Genomic DNA, 16,422 nt, shown 5'->3' with positions numbered 1-16,422 from the left:
ATCATCCTGATAGTTAAAGAGCGGGCAGCGTACTGCCCGCAGGTATCGAGGTTAGGCTGCGCCTTTTGGCGTTAGGCCCTGATCGACAGGAAGTTCGCTTTCCGGCGCGCGGTCGGCCGTGCTGTGACGTTTCGCCAAATCGGCCTGAATGGTTTCCATCGTCTTATCGTCCAGTTTGTAAAAACGTACTAACCAATACAGCACCAGATAGGAGAGCGATGGCCCGATGCTCAGCAGGCCGATAATGCCAGCGGTAGCAAGTGGCGTTTGCGTAGGGGAACCCGCGACATAGCCGAACCAGCCGAGTGAAAAGCCAACGGTGGCTCCGGCAATTGCCATACCCAGCTTCAGCGCAAACAGATTGCCAGAGAAAGACAGGCCAGTAATGCGGCGGCCCGTTTTCCATTCGCCGTAATCGGCGGCGTTCGCCATCATGTTCCATTTGAAAGGTTGGTACATCTGGTGGAAAAAGCCGATCAAAAAGTAAAGTGGGAACACGACAGCCAGCCACTGTGGCGGCACCATGAACAGGATGACGCCGACAAACACCAGCAACAGGTTGATGTTTTTGAACAGACTTATGCTGCTGAAGCGCTTGCCAAAGTAGCCTGCCATCATTGCGCCAATAATGGTGCCGATAACGCTGGTGGTAATAAACGCGGATTTCATTGCCGTTCCGGCTGCACTACCCTGATCTGGCCCCACCATCAGGTAGGTTGCATAATAAAGCGTTGCTGCGCCGCGCATGACGCCTGCCATGCTGGAAAAGAACGTAATGATGGCTACGATGCGCCATTGATCGTTGCTCAGCAGGTTTCTGACATCGTCCCAAACATTCTGATTTTTATCTACGGCAGGGTTGATGCGTTCGTTTGTAGTGAAAAAGCAGAAAAACAGCATCACGACAGCCAGGCTGCCCATGATCATCATCGTGCCTTGATAGCCTAATTGCTTGTTGGTGCCGCCAATCCAGTCAACCAGCCACAGCGTGCCGACCGACACCACAAGCCCAGCCATTGAGGAGATGGTAAAGCGGTAAGACTGTGCGGAAATTCTGTCCTTTTCATCACTGGTGATGACACCGCCGAGCGAGCAGTAAGGAATGTTGATAAAGGTGTAGAACAGCATCAGCAGCGTGTAGGTGATGTAGGCGTAAACCAGTTTGCCTGTGCCGTTCAGCTCTGGTGTGGTGTAGGCCAATACAGCAATCACGGCGTAAGGGACGGCAAACCAGACTAGCCACGGGCGAAAATGTCCCCAGCGTGTTTTAGTGCGGTCTGCAATCAGGCCAATCAGCGGGTCAACGATGGCGTCCAGCACGCGAGTTACCAGAAACATCACTCCCACCGCGGCGGCGGAGATGCCATAGATATCCGTATAAAAGTAGGTAAGGAACATGGTTACGGAAGAATAGACGATGCCACAGGCGGCATCGCCCATGCCAAAGCCGATTTTCTCCGCAACGCTCAGCTTATTATTGTTAGTCATTGGAAACTCCAAAAAATGATCGAGGAACTTCTTGCCAGGCTCGCGGCTATTGTTATCCCCTTGTCTGGGATTAACTATTGCGGATTTTATTAAGAAGGTTACGTTTCTTGGTATGTGTTAGACAGGTCACAAAAAAATGACAACAAAAGCAGCGTAATCAGAAGATGTGCGGAGATATTTCCATTTTATATCAATAAATTAACGTGGTATTTTTTCTGATTTATCTGTATGACAAGTTATCTTGCGGATCTATTTATTGGGAAAATGGCTATCTGTAGATGGTTTTTGAAGCCCGATGGTGGGGAAATTGCGGAGCAGTGACGTGGATTTGGTCATGTAGATCGGAGGCCCATCGCGCTACTGTATGGAAGGATTGGTCAGGCTGTGTAACAGATTTTTAATCCACTGACTGGCTTCCGAACGGCTATTGCGGCGATGGCTGTAAATCTTCACGCGATAGGACGGCACCGTGAAAGGAAGGGCGTGAATACGCAAAGGCAGAAATTGCGCAAAGATTGTCGCGACATTGCGTGGTAATGCCATGATTAGCGTCGAATCGGCAATGATAAACGGTGCGCTCATCATGGATGGCGTTTTCAGCGCGACATGACGCTTCTTATTGAGCTTATCCAGCGCGTAGTCAATCACCCCGCGTGATTCATTCCATGGCGTAACCACAAGGTGCCGTGCGGCAAGGTAATCATCCAGCGTAAGCGTTTCGCCTGACGGATAATTCGCGGCAGTGATGATGACATAGCTATCTTCAACCCAGTCTATTTCTTCAATCTCTCTGTTCTCGGCTTGCGTCATGTCGGTGAACCCTAAAGCAAAATCGATTTTTCCCGCTAATAAATCCGTAATCGCGACCTTCTGCGGTGAATAAATCAGATTGAATTTGATATGGGGCGCTAGCTTTTCCATGTGCGCCATCAGGGTAGGAAATACCGAAAATGCGGTGTAATCGGTGATGGAGAAGGTAAAGCTTTCCGTGCTGCGGGCGGGATTAAAGCGTGGTCGTGGCGTCAGACCTTGCGTCAGCAGTGCCAGACTTTCCGCTATCGGCTCGGCGATATCTTCCGCTAATACGGTTGGGTGCATGATGTTGCCAACCCGAAAAAACAGCTCATCGGAAAACGTATTGCGCAGACGCGTGAGCGCATGGCTGACTGCCGATGCGCTCATCGCAAGCTCTTTTGCCGCAGCGGCGACAGATCGGTGCTGATAAACGCTGTTAAACACCACCAGTAAATTTAAATCGATACGCCGTAAATCCAGATGCATGATGTTCATCAGTCGCTGTAGAGAATGCAGTTCATACAGTATTTTTAATCCGGTAGCATGGCAAGCCTTGGTTATGGTTGGTACTGGAAAGTTAGCACTGGAGAAGAGAGGCTTTATGGACATAGTTATTCGCACCGCGCAAAAATCAGATGCGAGCGTGATTCTGGATTTAATTATTGAACTGGCCGTGTACGAGAAAGCGCGCCATGAAGTATTAGCCTCGCTTGAGAATATTGAGCTCTCGCTATTTGGCGAGGGCGCAACGGCCGAAACGCTGATTTGTGAGATTGACGGCAAGCCTGTCGGCTATGCGATTTTCTTCATGAGCTATTCAACCTGGCTGGGGAAATACGGCATCTATCTGGAGGATCTCTACATTGCGCAGGCGTATCGTAATGCCGGAGCAGGGAAAGCGCTGCTGAAACAGGTTGCGCGTCTTGCACAGGAAAGACAGTGCGGACGGCTAGAATGGAGCGTGCTGGATTGGAACCAACCTGCGATCGATTTCTATAAAAGTATTGGTGCGAAGCCGCAGGATGAGTGGGTTCGCTATCGGATGGACGAGAAGGGCATTGCTGATTTCGTTACGGCATCGTAACGACGTTGCTCCTGCTGGCTTTAAGGCAGCAGGAGCCCTATTGAATCAGCGCGTTGATGCTGCCAACGTAGTGCCTGCCAGAATAAAGATCCCACCCGTTGAGCGGTTAAACAGCTTGATGCGACGTGGGTTGGAAAACAGGCCCGATAGACGGCGGCCGGTGCAGGCATAGATAAACATGATGCTGAAATCGAAGAAAGCCCAGGTTACCGCCAGAATGATGAGCTGTAAGGCGTGCGGAGCGCTGGTATCGATAAAATTGGGGAACAGTGCAGCGAAAAACAGCAGGTCTTTTGGATTGCTGATCCCGACCAGAAAGCCTTTACGGTATAGCGGAAACCAACCTGGATCCGACGCTTCCTGCACGTCCTGCTCCGCTGTGGTCATATCCTTGGAACGCCATGACGCGATGCCTAACCAGATGAGATAAACCGCACCAATAATTTTTAATGCGATAAATGCGGTGGTTGACGCGGCGAGGATGGCACCTAACCCCAATGCTGAACAGGACATCAATATCATTGCCGCGCTGACTCCACCGAGTACGGTTGCTGTCGCGCGCGACGCGCCGTAGCGTAAACCATGCGACATGCTGATTAAGGCGGACGGGCCCGGAATGGCAATCAGGGCGATGATGATTCCTGTATAAGCCAGCCAGAGGTGAAGGCTCATGATTTCTCCTGCGTGTAGTTCACTGTGAAAGCGTCATTGATAGCGATGATATTGAGCGAAATATATTTACATGCATAACGCCATTTTCCAACGCGTGATAATAACAGAAAATAGGCTGATGGCGCTCTCCTTCTTATCAACATTCTGTTGCTGACGCGGGGGTAGAACTTGGAACGCGGCGGTAACCGCGCCTGATATTATTCCTTCACGCTTAAATCGATATCGCCAAAATAGCGCTGCTGTATATTGGCATATATGCCTTTTTGGACGATATTTTTCAGCCCCTGATTGATGAGCTGCCTTGTTTTTATATCGTCTTTGCGTACACCGTATGCGGAACCAATACTGAATAAATCTGCGTCGGTGACTTCTGGGCCTTTTAGCTCAAAGCCCTTGCCCTGCGGAGTTTGTAAAAATCCAAATGTCAGAGCAACGGACGGGCATAGCGCAGCTTCAACTCTGCCTGAATATAAATCCTCATAAATGGCTTCCTGGTCAGGATAGCTTTTAACGATTACTCCAGCGGGCAGCCAATATTTGTTGGCGTAGGCTTCCTGAATGGTGCCTTGCTGTACCGCGATATTTTTCCCGCGCAGCATATCGACATTGGGAAGAACATTTGTCTCTTTCCTTGCGACAAGTTTGGTGGGGACGTGGAAGACGTAGTTACTGAAATCTATCGATTCTCTTCTCTTTCGCGTCACTCCAAGCGGAGCAATAACGTCTATTTTTTTCGAGAGAAGAGCGGGAATCTGGGAATCGAATGTGTTGACGATATAGTCGCATTTTATATTTATTGATTGGCAGATGGCATCGGTCACCTCAATATCAAAGCCCGATGGATTGCCATTTTTACTCATGCTCTGAAAAGGAGGGTATGTTAAATCGACGCCAATACGCAGTATGTCCGATTTTGCACATGCAAAGGGTGAAATAGAAAAAATGATAACGATCTTCAGGAGAGATAATTTTCTGAACATAGCAGTAACACCTCTTTTTAGTCGTATGAAATGAATAATAATGTTCCGATAGTCGTATTATCACCAGTGATAGGTCGTGAATGGTAATGCGGTGTCATCCAGCCCACACTTGAAAAATTGACGTTAATTTACACTTTAAATTATAATCAATTGTTATTGTTTTCTTTCGGAATGTAAGATTGAGAAAACGATAATGTCAGACGTGTAAGCAGGAAATAATTTCCTCTCGATAATTTCACTGTTGGTCGGAGAGTCTCACTTATAGGTAAAGCGATAATCGACAATATAAGTGCCGAGTTTATTAACTCGTGCGGTGATCCATAATTCATCCATTCCTTGTCGTCTTTTTTTAAACAATGTCTCTCTATTGGTACACAACTGTTTAAATTGACCGGTATGCACATCTTTAATCCATAAACCTGCTTCGCAACGACTACTTTTTCCTTTGGATGGCCCAGGGAAAACAATCTCATAGTCGGATGTGTAATTAATCACGTCATCGGGGAACAGATAAATGTATACGTCAAAAATATTTACGATCAAAAGAAATCCCAAAAAAAAACCACCCATGAACATTTCAAGCATGTGTTTTAGTTTTTTCTTTATTGATTGAGAGTAGAGCGCTCGCACAGCAAAGATCAGCCCCAGAACGATCCCAAAGGTAAGATAGAGGGCGAAGTCTGGAAGTGTCTTTATCAATATTGTGCTACGCGATAGGTTCGACGCCCAAAGCATGTACCAGAAAATCAGTAGCATGATAGATAAGGCGAGAAGAGTAACGAGAAAATCCTTGGATAATAAATAGGTTATCGATTTTTTATAGAGACGCTGCATCTATCCATGACCTTGTATCAACCGCTTGTTTTGTCAGTATGTTACATGACTTCACGGCTTAAAGGACTAACATGGTTACTTGTTTGGATTAGGAGTTGTGCACTGAACTTATCAGCCAGTCAGATCGAACTAGATGTGTTTATCCTGCACGTATGAACATGCGATGTTGACGACATCAATATCTTACTAATAATCAATGTATTAATGGAAACTTAATCGGTGAGTTACTCATCACTTGAGTGCATTTTCTGATTATAACATTCATCATAATGATTTGCGGATACTTAGTCTGGTTAGATTGACTTGACCAATTTTTGGTGGCGCATTGTGGTTAAAATGTATACAGATAATAAATGAGAGGATGTGATGGAAAAGGTAAACATCTACGAGGCAAAAACGAATCTTTCAAAACTACTTAATGGTGTGGTGAAAACAGGAGAGCCATTCCTGATTGCGCGCAATGGCAAGACGTTGGTAAAGGTTGTGGCTTACACGGAAGAGAAGCCACAGCGTAAGCTGGATTTTCTAAAGGGTAAAGGAACGGTTCCGGATAACTTTGACGAACTTAATTGCACAGATATTCAGGATATGTTTGAAGGGAAATATGAATAATGTATTTACTCGATACCAATATTTTGATCTTTCTTGCCTATAGTTCAGAACACCTCACGGAAGAGGTGAAAAACATTATTCAAGATACCGATAATGAACTTTATTTCAGTTCTGCTAGTATTTGGAAAGTTGCTATCAAATTTTCTTTAAATAAACCTGATTTTAATATTGACCCAGATTCACTAAGGAAAGGGCTTTTTGATAATGGATTCAAGGAGCTTGTGGTTAAAGGGGAACACTCACTCAATGTGTTAAATTTACCAGAGTCGCTACATAAAGATCCTTTTGATAGAATGCTTATTGCACAAGCAAATCATGAAGGTTTTACTTTTATCACATCAGATAATAAGATAATCGATTTATCCTCTAATTTTATATCAATTATATCTAATCGATAAGGTTTATTAGCTCAGATTTTATCTGGCGGTGTTCTTCTGCGATAGAACACGATTAAACCTGACAGTCGGCAATCATCTGCTAGCCGCACGTACTATGTGTTTAACATAGCAATATTCTATTGGCAGATTTAGGCTTGGCGGTTTTTATCTCTGTATCCGCGAGCTGTTTTGTCAGTCGAGCTATAGGTACCTCTACGATTTAGGTACCTAAAGGCACCAGAAGTCACAAGGCATTAGAATATGTCTAAGAACACAAAAAAGCCCGCAGGGCTTGCGCCGTGCGGGCTTTCCGTACTTCATCGGACTTATCTGGTAATACCCGATGTCTAAATTGGGGCTGGGGGAATCTGAATAATTTACGTAACATAATGATATTTATGTTTTAATTATAAGTTCAGACTTTGTTCATAGGCCTAAGCGTGAGCCTACGAAAAATGACGATGAATATGTGAGATAAAAATGAGAACAATTTTTACTCAATTCTTCACGCTTTAATTTATAACTCGTCTAGATCGACCCTAACGCGTTTCCCCTTCACCCATGATACGGAATTTAACGCTCAATCCAAAAAGCAGCAATAGGGCGGTATAGACGTGACGCCAAAATAAAAAGATTTCGCAAAAAACTGTTCACTCTCTTCACCTTTCCATTTTTTGCCTTTATTTTTAGCAAGTTAAGTGGTTAACAGTGAGTGAACAGGTGACGAGTTACTCATCACCAATCCAGATAAGATACTGCCAGGCTGCAATTGTGGTACTCTTTGTCGCATATATATGCGGATTAAAGGTGAAAGCACATGCGCTATGAAATGGCGGTACTCGCGGCTCTGGTACAAGAGGATTCCCCTAATACGCAATCTATCGTAACCGCTACAGGTATCTCGGAAAGAAAAGTACAGGACGTGTTAAACACGCTCCAGTCCACGATGGATATCAACATCGCACGCGAAAAAAATGGCAAACGGCAAGCCTTGTCTATCTCGTCATGGGGCGTATTTGGTGACGGAGAAAGGTTGATCGAGAAATTGAAAAATACCGATTTGTCGATATTTAGACAGCACCGGAAAATCACCACAAAAGCGTTGCCAGGCAAAACGCGATCCCCACGAATGATGACGCTGGAAGAAAAGCGTGATTACTACAATCAGGTGAAACTCAAAAACTATCGGGACAGTATGCGTCTTGAAGGATTCAGCGTTGAGGACGCGCCGCTTCCCGCTGACAAGCAGGAAAGAGAAGCGCTGAGAAAAAACTTGATTGCCATATATAAGGCGAGTGGTTATGTCTGATAAATACGGCTCAGGGAAAGATCCTTATACCCATCCTGATAGCGATGTTCTGATAAATAAGCTCGGCATCAACGATGACAGTCAATTCGACGAGGCGGAACGTCAACTATCCGAGCTGGCTGTTCTCGATATTGAATTTGAAGAGCCGCCTTACGATCTGCATTATTGGTGTGGGCTGCACGGGAAAATATTCGGAGATTTATTCGATTGGGCAGGAGAAATACGGCGTATCGATATTTCTAAAGGTCAAACACGTTTCTGCACCGTATCCCGTATCGAAATTGAAGCCAATAAAATTTTTACACGGCTATCCAATGATGATTTTTTACAAGGCTTTGAACGTCCAGCGCTAATAACTCAGCTAGCTGAATATTATTCAGATTTGAATGTGATTCACCCGTTTCGGGAAGGTAATGGACGTTCTCAGCGTTTATTGTTCGAGCATATGATTATCAATTGTGGCTATGGTGTCTCTTTCGAAAATATCGGCGTTCAGGAGTGGTTAGCGGCTAACGTAGCCGGATACCACGGCAATATTCGACCATTAGCCGATATTTTTGAGAAAAGTATTCTCTGACCTCTCCAATAAAAATATTTTGTACAAAACTGTTCACTCTCTTCACTATGGTTTTTTATTTTTATTAATCAATACATTAATCGGTGATGAGTTGGTGAACAGGTGACGAATGACTCGTCACCCTTTGAAGTGTTTGGACGCAAAAAAACCGGCCGGAGCCGGTTTGTCGTATCTGGTGTCTACCTCGCTATCTCGCATTTGGGCAGCCAGTCGGCGTCGGATTCGTCTTTCAGTTCAAGATTAGTCTGTATGCCCTGATTGGTTCGCCCCTTGAGATACGTCTGCCCATATTCCGACATCATGTTAGGCAGCACCTTACCAAAGGCCGTCAGGCTGATCGGCTTCTGGTGGCCGTGCGACTCCATAAAGGACAGGTAGGCATGGTACAGGTATTTACGTGGGTTACGCGGTGTAATGTTGGCGTTGCCCATATACAGCCCGGTGGTGTCACCGTGTGCCAGCAGGTAGCCGCAAAAATCAACCAGCGGATCAGCCTGCCGTTTGATTTCCAGCGCCTCAGCGGAGTGTTGCTGCGCCTGTAACAGCGTCCGGGCGTCGTTCGGGTCAGCAAAGCGTTTCATCAGGTGACGCACAATCACCGCCAGCTCTGCGCGGATTTTCTCTTTCAGCTTGGGGTCGCGTTCACTGGCCGGGATGGTTTCGCTGAAGTGGATTATCACCCGGCGGCGAGACACGCCGCCGCTACGGTCGCTAAAACGCATCGGCGAGTTATTCACGGCCAGAATCACCGCCGGTATCCGGGTCGAGTAGGCGTCACGGTATTTCGGATCAACCATCACCGCATCGCCGCCGGTAATCGCCTTGATACCTGCGCCGTCACCGCTCCATTTTTCCTGGTCAGGCAGTACGATAAGTGAGAACCCAATAATCGACGAGCGTTCACGGGACGATTCAATGGTGTTGATGGTCGCCGCCGTGGTGTTGTCCTCCCCGGCCAGCATGGTGGCGATTTCGGCCAGAATACTCTTTCCGCTACCACCGGGACCGGTGACTTCAAGGAACAGTTGCCAGTCGTAGCAGTTCGCCAGCACCATAAACAGCGCGGCCAGAATACGCTCCTGCTTATCCGCGTGGTTCCCGGCGGCACGGGTCAGCCAGCGCCAGAAGTGCGGGGCATTATCAGCAAGGTTTTCCCCGGCCTTAAACGGCGTGTAATCCACATCATTGACGGTATTCAGCCAGTGCTCCCGGCGGTGCGGTTTAAATTCACCGCTGGCAGTATCAAACACGCCGTTACGAAAACCGATTAACCGACGCTGAGGTTTTTCCTGCACCGTAACAATCAGTTTCAGGGTGTCCAACACGCTGCCAATCCCGGACGCGGTAAAGGGTGCCCGTATCTTCTGAAACAGCGCCGCGATATCCCGGCTTAACAGGCGATAGGGCAATACTTTCCACGCGCCGTTCTGGTACTGGAAGAACGTTTCCCCGAAAGCGTCAATCGCCAGCGTATCGCGGTAGTGGTCGCGTATCTTCTCCGCTTTCTCGCTGGCGCTCATGGCCTTGAATTCGGCCTCGCCCAGCGACGCAAACGGGCTGATTGGCTCTGGTTGAGTAAACGCATTCAGATGCTGCCGGGTGGCGTCGGCACCCTCAGCAAGATACACATCATTCCAGTCACCAAATAACGGCGGCAACGCGACACGGCCATTGACGGCAACGGCGGCCTGTTCCGCTTTGGTCTGGCCGGTGCCGTTCTCGTCCCGGTCAGCGGCTATCAGCAGCGTGACTGCCGGGTGGTGGGTTTTCAGCTCACGGGCAAGGGACGGCAGGTTGTTGGCACTGAGCGCGACATACACCGTATCACCGGTTAACTGATGCAGCGTTAAGCCCGTGGCGTAGCCCTCGGCCAGCCAGATAACGCTGGCCTGTTTGCCGCTGAAAACGTGAAAGGTGCCTTTGACCTGTCCACCTTTCAGCGTGCGCTTGTCACCCTGTGCGTTGATAAGCTGGAGATTCACCACCTCACCGTCCGGTGTGGTCAGCGGCACCAGTACATCACCGGGCTGATAGGTGATACCGCCCACGCGCAGCGGCTTACCCTGTAGGGTTGGCACGGCGCTATCCGGCCAGCCTTTGACGCTGAGATACGCGTTGCCGGGTTGTGTCACCGCCTCTTTCAGTTTCGCCTGTGCCTGAACCGCCGCCCGTTGCCGGGCGGCCTCGCTGTCTTCTTCATCGGGTGTTGACGCTGCCGGACTGTCCGGCAGGTCGCCCAGCCATTCGCCCACTTTCAGGGCGGCTTCTGTCGGCGTCAGGTTCAGGGCTTTCTCCACCAGATTCAGGCCATCCCCCGCGCCGCACTGGTTACAAATCCATGTGCCGCGCCCTTCCTTGTTATCGAAGCGGAAACGGTCTTTGCCCTCGCACATCGGGCAGGCGGTATGCTGCCCGGTGGCATCAATGCGGATACCCACTGCCGGGAGCAGTTGCGGCCAGTGGCCGCTGGCGCGTTTCACTGTCTGTGTCACGGTAAGGTGTGCCATGCGTCGCCCCTTAATGCAGTGTGGTGGACGGAGTCACCGCCGTCGCGCACTGGCACAGCTCCCCCATGATGATGTGCCCCAGCGCGGTTAACCGGGGTTTATCGGTCAGTAACGTAGGCTGCACCATATCGCCCAGCATGGCGCAGGCGATTTCCATCCCGGTGGCGGTGCCGTGCTCACGCACGTGTGCGCCTTCCAGCTCCAGCGCAATGGCAATTTCCAGTTCGGTCAGGTTGCAGTTCAGGGCAATGCCGGTTTCCCGGCAGTTATCCAGATAGGCCTGTGCCACGGCGCGGCGATACACAGCAGTACGCACTTCCAGCGGAATGCAGGACTGATTATTGATGTTCATTATGCTGTCTCCCGCGCAGTGAAAAGGTGGGCTTCACAGTGGGTCATGACGTGGCCTATCTGGTCAGTCAGCAGCGCCACCAGTGCGGCCATATCATCGGCTGGTAAGGTATTGGGTTTGGCGGCGGTCATGCCGCATTGCTGGGCGTCCAGCATATCGAGAAACATCACACCGACGCGGTGCGCATGAGACAGGCGCAGGTAGTCAGCGTGGGGAATGGGATAGGTATCATGGTTATTGAGACGGGCGGCTAAGCTATTCATGCGCTCACCCCGTTATCGGTTTCGAGCGCTTCCGGGCTTTGCAGTGTCACTGCCAGCAGCTCCAGCCGTTCGGCCAGTACAAACGTCAGCACCTCTTTGGCTACTGGGTTATCCAGCTCGATGACGGCGTGCGTCAGAGCGCGGCACTGGTCGGCGATTTCATCAAGGGTCAGCGGGGTAGAATCAAACATGGCGTACCCCCTGAACAGGCAGACGGCCAGCAAAAGACAGCACATAGTCCCGAGCCAGTAAACGGCGGGCGCTGATTTCATCCGGGGCGATAACGGCTTCACGGTGCGGTAAGGCGCGTAATTCGGCGCGGCGTACGGCCAGAAACAGAAAGGTAAATTGCGGGTGTGACGGGGTGAGGGTCGTAGCCATAAGGCATTCTCCAAGTTTCGCTGATAACAGCTACCACCGGAGTTCCTACACTCATGGGTGGTAGCCCAGACGGGGGTAGGAATACCGGCAACCTTGGAAACCGGCCAGCCCGAAGGCTGCCCCGCCTGAGCCACCATTGTTTGGATGCAATAACGGCGTAAAACATGCCGCACAACATGCAAGTGTGCTAAGGCTACGACACAAAAAAAGACGCAAGCGGCGTCTGGTGTCGCCAAGATTAAACACGGGTTCCTACGCCCGGCTGTCGATTTTGCGACAGCAGCGAAACTATAACGCCAAAAAGCCCCGGCAGGCAAGCCGGGGAAACGGATAAATTGCGCAGTCATGAACAGCCTCAGCAGTTAGTCAGCGCATCACCGGCACGGGATGCGCAATAACGCCGGGGTGAATCAGAGGCGGCGGGCGTCGGTGCAACGCTCAGCAGCAACGCGCCGAAACGCTGTTCACGGGCGGCAACGGTGGCCGGGTTACGGATGGCGGGAAACAGTTGATCGCACAGGCTGAGGGCTTCTCGTTCATCAAGTGTGACTGACTGCCCGGCGATAGTGAAGGTGATCATGCGTGGTTCTCCTGTTGACGGGCGGCGATACGCTCGGCCACCCAGTGATGAATTTCGGACTCAACCCACGCGACACTTTTACCACCCAGCGAAACATTGGCGGGAAAGGCTTTGCGGCTGCTCAGCTCGTACAGCGTCGAACGGGAAATGCCAGTGACGTGCAGCACTTCCGGCAGACGCATTAAGCGCTCTCTGGCCGGATACAGTGGCATCGGGGGCATAGCAGGAATGGGAGTTGGGGGTGTGGCTGACAACATGTGGCGCTACCTCGTTCATGTCCGCCCGGCTCTGGCCGGATGGCGCTGGATTGCTCTGGTAGCTCGCTATTATGTGAATATTTTCAGGGCTGGCAACAAGGGGCTGTTGTGCTATCGATGAGCAAAAAATGGTCTATTTCTCCACCAACTGTCAATAAAGGGCAATAAAAGGCAATGAAGGGCAACGTGATTTATTCAATAAAAATATAAGTGCTTGTAACTATCAATAACTTCTTATCTATAGGAAATAACATCGTAAAACAGGCTCGCCAGAAAAAAGGCTCAAAAAACCGGGTGAACAGTGTGAACACTCGGTGAAGAGTTTTTTATCAACTATTCACCTATTTATTTATTGATTTATCTATTCTTTTTTCTCAGGTGAAGAGTAGTGAATAGTTTTATAAAAGATTTGTTTTTAAATCGGGCAAACCGCCTAAGGGTGAGATTGTTTTGTGTGGTCGATGGCAGAACAGGCTCAGATAGCGGGGGTTGTGTGGTGAATTGCACAATAGCCACCAGACACTCACCCCAATGGAGCAATGACCATGACCCAGACAACCACACCAGACACTAAACCCGTTAATCCCCTGCCGGATACGCTGACAAAAGCGACAGACTATTACCTGAGAATGCGGAAAGTGCACACCGTTAATGCGAGTGAGCTGGATAACATCGATACCGCGATTGCCCGTGCCAAAGAACAGAAAACCAATACGGAAGCGGAAAATCAGCTTTCCGATACTGACTGGCGTGCGCGTTTTCTTGCCGCCCGTGGCGAAATGACGGAAGAACTGAAAAACCAGCAATTACAGCGGCTGGCACAGCGCGAACTGGCACAGGAGTATGACGGCTTGCTGGCACAGTTAGAAATCGACCAGCTCAGGCAGAAAGCGAAATGCCACACCTCAGCAAAAGATTGTTGTAACGCTCACGCCAGTGCCCTGCGAGACTACGCAGAATGGGAATTTAATCAGGCGTTAAATACCATCAGTGCAAACGTGATCCGGGCGATTAAGTTACAGCGGCATATGCTGGATATCACCACCTCTGAACTTACTCAGGGTCTCGCCTATCAGAATCCCGAAAAAGTGGTAATGGATTTGGTTGTTGAAAAACTCAAGGCGAAAACGAATAACTACCGATTTGATATGAGTAATGAGCCGGTGTTGTCATCACTGGGGCTTAACGTCCCCTCATTGCCACATTCTTATTTTGAACCCGTAGCAAGCCCAGCAAGACGAATGAAATTTTTCAATGAATTGAAAGAAAAAGAGGAAGCATTAAAAACACGGAGCCAAAAAGCGTGATGCACTGCCCGTTCTGCGGCCATGCCGCCCATGCCCGCACCAGTCGCCCGTTATCGGAGAACGTCAAGCAGCGTTATCACCAGTGCCGGAATATTGAATGCTCGGCAACCTTCCGGACACTGGAATCGATAGAGGAAATTATTCAGCCGTCGAATAGACGAGATCTGCCGGTGCCGGATATTCCGTTATCACCGGCTATGCAGAAAAAATATAAGGATTACCCAGCCTCAGCCCTACGGAATTAATTAGCCAGATTATAATTTCACTATCGTTAATATCAGAACGTCGCCCGCCTCTGCGCGGGCTTTTTTGCGAGCTTTTTTCTCTGGCTAGCGATTTTTTGACCGTGCATGCATACGGTGCATGGAATTGCATGATTGAGGGGAATTCAAAAAGACCAGTTTCCCCTTGCTACAAGGCTTCTGGAGCAATTTGTACCATGCATGGAAAGTGAATGATCTAGTGAGAGCGGGCAGGCGAGGAGAGGGTACGCGCGAAGGGGTTGAGTGGGAGATGGCATTGCGTGGGCCAAAATTATTTTTCAAGTTAATGCCAACTTGTAGGTGACCGTATCAGGTAGATTAGATTGAGTGTTAACAATATATTTTATGAAATAAGAGTATTTGTTTGCATGATCGCTTATTGATCAGTTTTAAGAAGATTGATATTGTCTTTAAAAAAGGAGATACATATGCACGCCTTAGCGCCGTACCTGTTTCGTTGCTACAACCCTAATGCAGAGAAAGAGCAGCGATATTCTTCCCTTAGTAATATTAAAGAGCATGATTTTCTTGACATAATTGATGCTTTCATTAGGAAATATAACTCTGGCTATATTATTTTTGAAGAAACCAAACAAGTTTTTAGATTTAATGATATTACTCGAGATGAAAAAAACCGAGAGATTTATGGTTGGTTTGAATCAGGTTACTATGGAACGAAAACTGACATTATCAACATTGAAACAGGTGATGTTGATTTCGAAAAAACAAAAACCAATGCGGAAATAATTAAATATTATATTCATTTTTATATCCCTAAAGGTGTAAATGAAGGCATGGCTTTTTTACACACTTATAGAGGTGATGGCATAAAAACTCTTTTCATGAAATTGTTCGCTGATTACTTCAAAGAAGTAACGAGTCTTGTTATACAAATGAACCCCCTTGCCTATGATAAAGCAATAGAAAAGTGGATGGACGCTATTGCCAAAGAAATAAAGGTGACAAAATTTCATGGTGTAAAAGACGTGGCCGAACAAGCTAGGAAATTAGGGCATAATGAGCAAGAACTAATAATAAAACCACCTAGAAATTCAGGGCTGGGAAAACTTAGAGATTACTTTACAAAGAATTCGGAGCAATCGCGGCTGGTTGAAGTTTTAAAGGGCTATGGCGAAGTTGTAAAAACGGTTGTAGAATTAGGTGATGGTAGAAAACGGACATTTCGAATTGGAACATCTGTGAGGGGCGCTGTATGTGAAATAATTTTTGATGAAGAACAGGTTTTATTTAATGATGGCATGCCTGAAATAAATTCATTAAATAAGATGGTTGATGCAATCATTATTGAATATATCCAGTTGCTTTACCGTGGGGTAGATATAAGGAGAGCGTGATGAGTTCCAAGATAAACATATGCGAGGTGCTTACTGGGCATTTCAGAACATTACGTGATGCTGATACGAAAAAAATAAGTAAATGGGATGTTTTTACATTTATCGCACTCCCCTTTATAATTGCGGTGTTGTTTTCATACATAGGGAATGGAATTACAAAAGATTTAATCTCTCTACTTGTTAACTTTAGTGCTATTTTAACCGCGTTATTACTTAGTGTATTAGTTTTGGTTTATGATCAAGAATCTAAAATAAGACAAAAAAAAGACACGGATACATTCTATGAATCTAAAAAAACATTGTTAACTGAGCTTTATTATAATATTTGTTATTCTATCTTGTGTGGGGTTTTATTGGTCGTTTTATGTTTTATTGTGTCTTTGTTTTTGGTTGATAAAAATGGGTATTTTTATTGTGAAACTTATGTTT

At 47.7% G+C, this 16,422-nt stretch carries 21 protein-coding genes and 1 pseudogene; 9 read left to right on the top strand and 13 right to left on the bottom strand.

Going from position 1 to position 16,422, the window contains the following annotated elements; translation table 11 throughout:
- Nucleotides 1-51: 51 nt before the first annotated feature.
- Nucleotides 52-1,488, bottom strand: a complete 1,437-nt coding sequence (locus tag A0G03_RS19855; protein ID WP_048258827.1) for a glycoside-pentoside-hexuronide (GPH):cation symporter — start codon at nucleotides 1,486-1,488, stop codon at nucleotides 52-54.
- 357 nt (nucleotides 1,489-1,845) lie between these two features.
- A complete protein-coding gene (locus tag A0G03_RS19850) occupies nucleotides 1,846-2,778 on the bottom strand; it encodes a LysR substrate-binding domain-containing protein (protein WP_048258828.1) in 933 nt (310 codons plus the stop codon).
- Nucleotides 2,779-2,884: 106 nt separating this feature from the next.
- Here A0G03_RS19850 and A0G03_RS19845 point away from each other — a divergent pair, with 106 nt between their 5' ends.
- Complete coding sequence (locus A0G03_RS19845) at nucleotides 2,885-3,367, top strand: GNAT family N-acetyltransferase (protein WP_048258829.1); 483 nt, start codon at nucleotides 2,885-2,887, stop codon at nucleotides 3,365-3,367.
- A gap of 45 nt (nucleotides 3,368-3,412) precedes the next feature.
- On the opposite strand, the gene A0G03_RS19840 is transcribed toward A0G03_RS19845, so the two are convergent.
- The 3 genes from A0G03_RS19840 to A0G03_RS19830 all read right to left on the bottom strand — a co-directional run bounded on the left by A0G03_RS19840 (nucleotide 3,413) and on the right by A0G03_RS19830 (nucleotide 5,853).
- Entirely contained in the window at nucleotides 3,413-4,039 is a 627-nt protein-coding gene (locus A0G03_RS19840) for a LysE family translocator (protein WP_048258830.1), read from the bottom strand.
- Between the two features lie 197 nt (nucleotides 4,040-4,236).
- Complete coding sequence (locus A0G03_RS19835; RefSeq protein WP_048258831.1) at nucleotides 4,237-5,019, bottom strand: transporter substrate-binding domain-containing protein; 783 nt, start codon at nucleotides 5,017-5,019, stop codon at nucleotides 4,237-4,239.
- A gap of 255 nt (nucleotides 5,020-5,274) precedes the next feature.
- On the bottom strand, nucleotides 5,275-5,853 hold the full coding sequence (locus A0G03_RS19830) for a hypothetical protein (RefSeq protein ID WP_048258832.1): 579 nt from the start codon (nucleotides 5,851-5,853) through the stop codon (nucleotides 5,275-5,277).
- Between the two features lie 366 nt (nucleotides 5,854-6,219).
- Here A0G03_RS19830 and A0G03_RS19825 point away from each other — a divergent pair, with 366 nt between their 5' ends.
- The 4 genes from A0G03_RS19825 to A0G03_RS19810 all read left to right on the top strand — a co-directional run bounded on the left by A0G03_RS19825 (nucleotide 6,220) and on the right by A0G03_RS19810 (nucleotide 8,728).
- Nucleotides 6,220-6,465, top strand: a complete 246-nt coding sequence (locus tag A0G03_RS19825) for a type II toxin-antitoxin system Phd/YefM family antitoxin (protein ID WP_048258833.1) — start codon at nucleotides 6,220-6,222, stop codon at nucleotides 6,463-6,465.
- Nucleotides 6,465-6,863, top strand: a complete 399-nt coding sequence (locus tag A0G03_RS19820) for a type II toxin-antitoxin system VapC family toxin (RefSeq protein ID WP_048258834.1) — start codon at nucleotides 6,465-6,467, stop codon at nucleotides 6,861-6,863. The genes A0G03_RS19825 and A0G03_RS19820 overlap by 1 nt, the downstream gene beginning before the upstream one ends.
- Before the next feature lie 796 nt (nucleotides 6,864-7,659).
- Nucleotides 7,660-8,151: a YhfG family protein gene (locus tag A0G03_RS19815; protein WP_048258835.1), complete on the top strand. Its 492-nt coding sequence runs from the start codon at nucleotides 7,660-7,662 to the stop codon at nucleotides 8,149-8,151.
- Nucleotides 8,144-8,728, top strand: a complete 585-nt coding sequence (locus tag A0G03_RS19810; protein ID WP_048258836.1) for a putative adenosine monophosphate-protein transferase Fic — start codon at nucleotides 8,144-8,146, stop codon at nucleotides 8,726-8,728. Before A0G03_RS19815 ends, A0G03_RS19810 begins: the two co-directional genes overlap by 8 nt.
- A gap of 179 nt (nucleotides 8,729-8,907) precedes the next feature.
- Here A0G03_RS19810 and A0G03_RS19805 read toward each other — a convergent pair whose 3' ends face one another.
- From A0G03_RS19805 to A0G03_RS19775, 8 genes and pseudogenes are all read right to left on the bottom strand, one after another.
- On the bottom strand, nucleotides 8,908-11,235 hold the full coding sequence (locus tag A0G03_RS19805) for a phage/plasmid primase, P4 family (RefSeq protein ID WP_048258837.1): 2,328 nt from the start codon (nucleotides 11,233-11,235) through the stop codon (nucleotides 8,908-8,910).
- Nucleotides 11,236-11,245: 10 nt separating this feature from the next.
- The gene (locus A0G03_RS19800) at nucleotides 11,246-11,587 is read right to left on the bottom strand and encodes a DUF5375 family protein (protein ID WP_048258838.1); all 342 of its coding nucleotides are present in this window, start codon (nucleotides 11,585-11,587) and stop codon (nucleotides 11,246-11,248) included.
- Nucleotides 11,587-11,850, bottom strand: coding sequence for a hypothetical protein (locus A0G03_RS19795; protein ID WP_048258839.1), 264 nt, complete (start codon nucleotides 11,848-11,850; stop codon nucleotides 11,587-11,589). Before A0G03_RS19795 ends, A0G03_RS19800 begins: the two co-directional genes overlap by 1 nt.
- Nucleotides 11,847-12,041: a hypothetical protein gene (locus A0G03_RS19790; RefSeq protein ID WP_012773412.1), complete on the bottom strand. Its 195-nt coding sequence runs from the start codon at nucleotides 12,039-12,041 to the stop codon at nucleotides 11,847-11,849. The genes A0G03_RS19795 and A0G03_RS19790 overlap by 4 nt, the downstream gene beginning before the upstream one ends.
- Nucleotides 12,034-12,231 carry a host cell division inhibitor Icd-like protein gene (locus tag A0G03_RS21795; protein WP_048258840.1) on the bottom strand — a complete coding sequence of 66 codons (198 nt, stop codon included), beginning with the start codon at nucleotides 12,229-12,231 and terminating at the stop codon, nucleotides 12,034-12,036. Before A0G03_RS21795 ends, A0G03_RS19790 begins: the two co-directional genes overlap by 8 nt.
- 44 nt (nucleotides 12,232-12,275) lie before the next feature.
- Nucleotides 12,276-12,578 (bottom strand): annotated as a pseudogene (locus tag A0G03_RS19785) (ash family protein); the annotation flags it as partial.
- Nucleotides 12,579-12,586: 8 nt separating this feature from the next.
- Complete coding sequence (locus tag A0G03_RS19780; protein ID WP_048258841.1) at nucleotides 12,587-12,811, bottom strand: hypothetical protein; 225 nt, start codon at nucleotides 12,809-12,811, stop codon at nucleotides 12,587-12,589.
- A complete protein-coding gene (locus A0G03_RS19775; protein ID WP_048258842.1) occupies nucleotides 12,808-13,068 on the bottom strand; it encodes a helix-turn-helix transcriptional regulator in 261 nt (86 codons plus the stop codon). Before A0G03_RS19775 ends, A0G03_RS19780 begins: the two co-directional genes overlap by 4 nt.
- A gap of 545 nt (nucleotides 13,069-13,613) precedes the next feature.
- Between A0G03_RS19775 and A0G03_RS19770 the strand changes: the two genes are divergently transcribed.
- The 4 genes from A0G03_RS19770 to A0G03_RS19750 all read left to right on the top strand — a co-directional run.
- Nucleotides 13,614-14,375, top strand: coding sequence for a hypothetical protein (locus A0G03_RS19770; RefSeq protein ID WP_048258843.1), 762 nt, complete (start codon nucleotides 13,614-13,616; stop codon nucleotides 14,373-14,375).
- Nucleotides 14,372-14,620 (top strand): ogr/Delta-like zinc finger family protein, encoded by a 249-nt coding sequence (locus A0G03_RS19765; RefSeq protein WP_072037053.1) that lies wholly within the window; start codon nucleotides 14,372-14,374, stop codon nucleotides 14,618-14,620. The genes A0G03_RS19770 and A0G03_RS19765 overlap by 4 nt, the downstream gene beginning before the upstream one ends.
- 446 nt (nucleotides 14,621-15,066) lie before the next feature.
- A complete protein-coding gene (locus A0G03_RS19755; RefSeq protein WP_048258844.1) occupies nucleotides 15,067-15,993 on the top strand; it encodes a hypothetical protein in 927 nt (308 codons plus the stop codon).
- Nucleotides 15,993-16,422, top strand: a 430-nt coding sequence (locus A0G03_RS19750; protein ID WP_101749541.1) for a hypothetical protein, incomplete at its 3' end; no start/stop codon positions are given. The genes A0G03_RS19755 and A0G03_RS19750, both read left to right, overlap by 1 nt.

This window comes from Pectobacterium peruviense (assembly GCF_002847345.1).
GTDB classification, from domain to species: Bacteria; Pseudomonadota; Gammaproteobacteria; order Enterobacterales; family Enterobacteriaceae; genus Pectobacterium; species Pectobacterium peruviense.
This window is presented reverse-complemented; position numbering and strand designations above follow the sequence as displayed.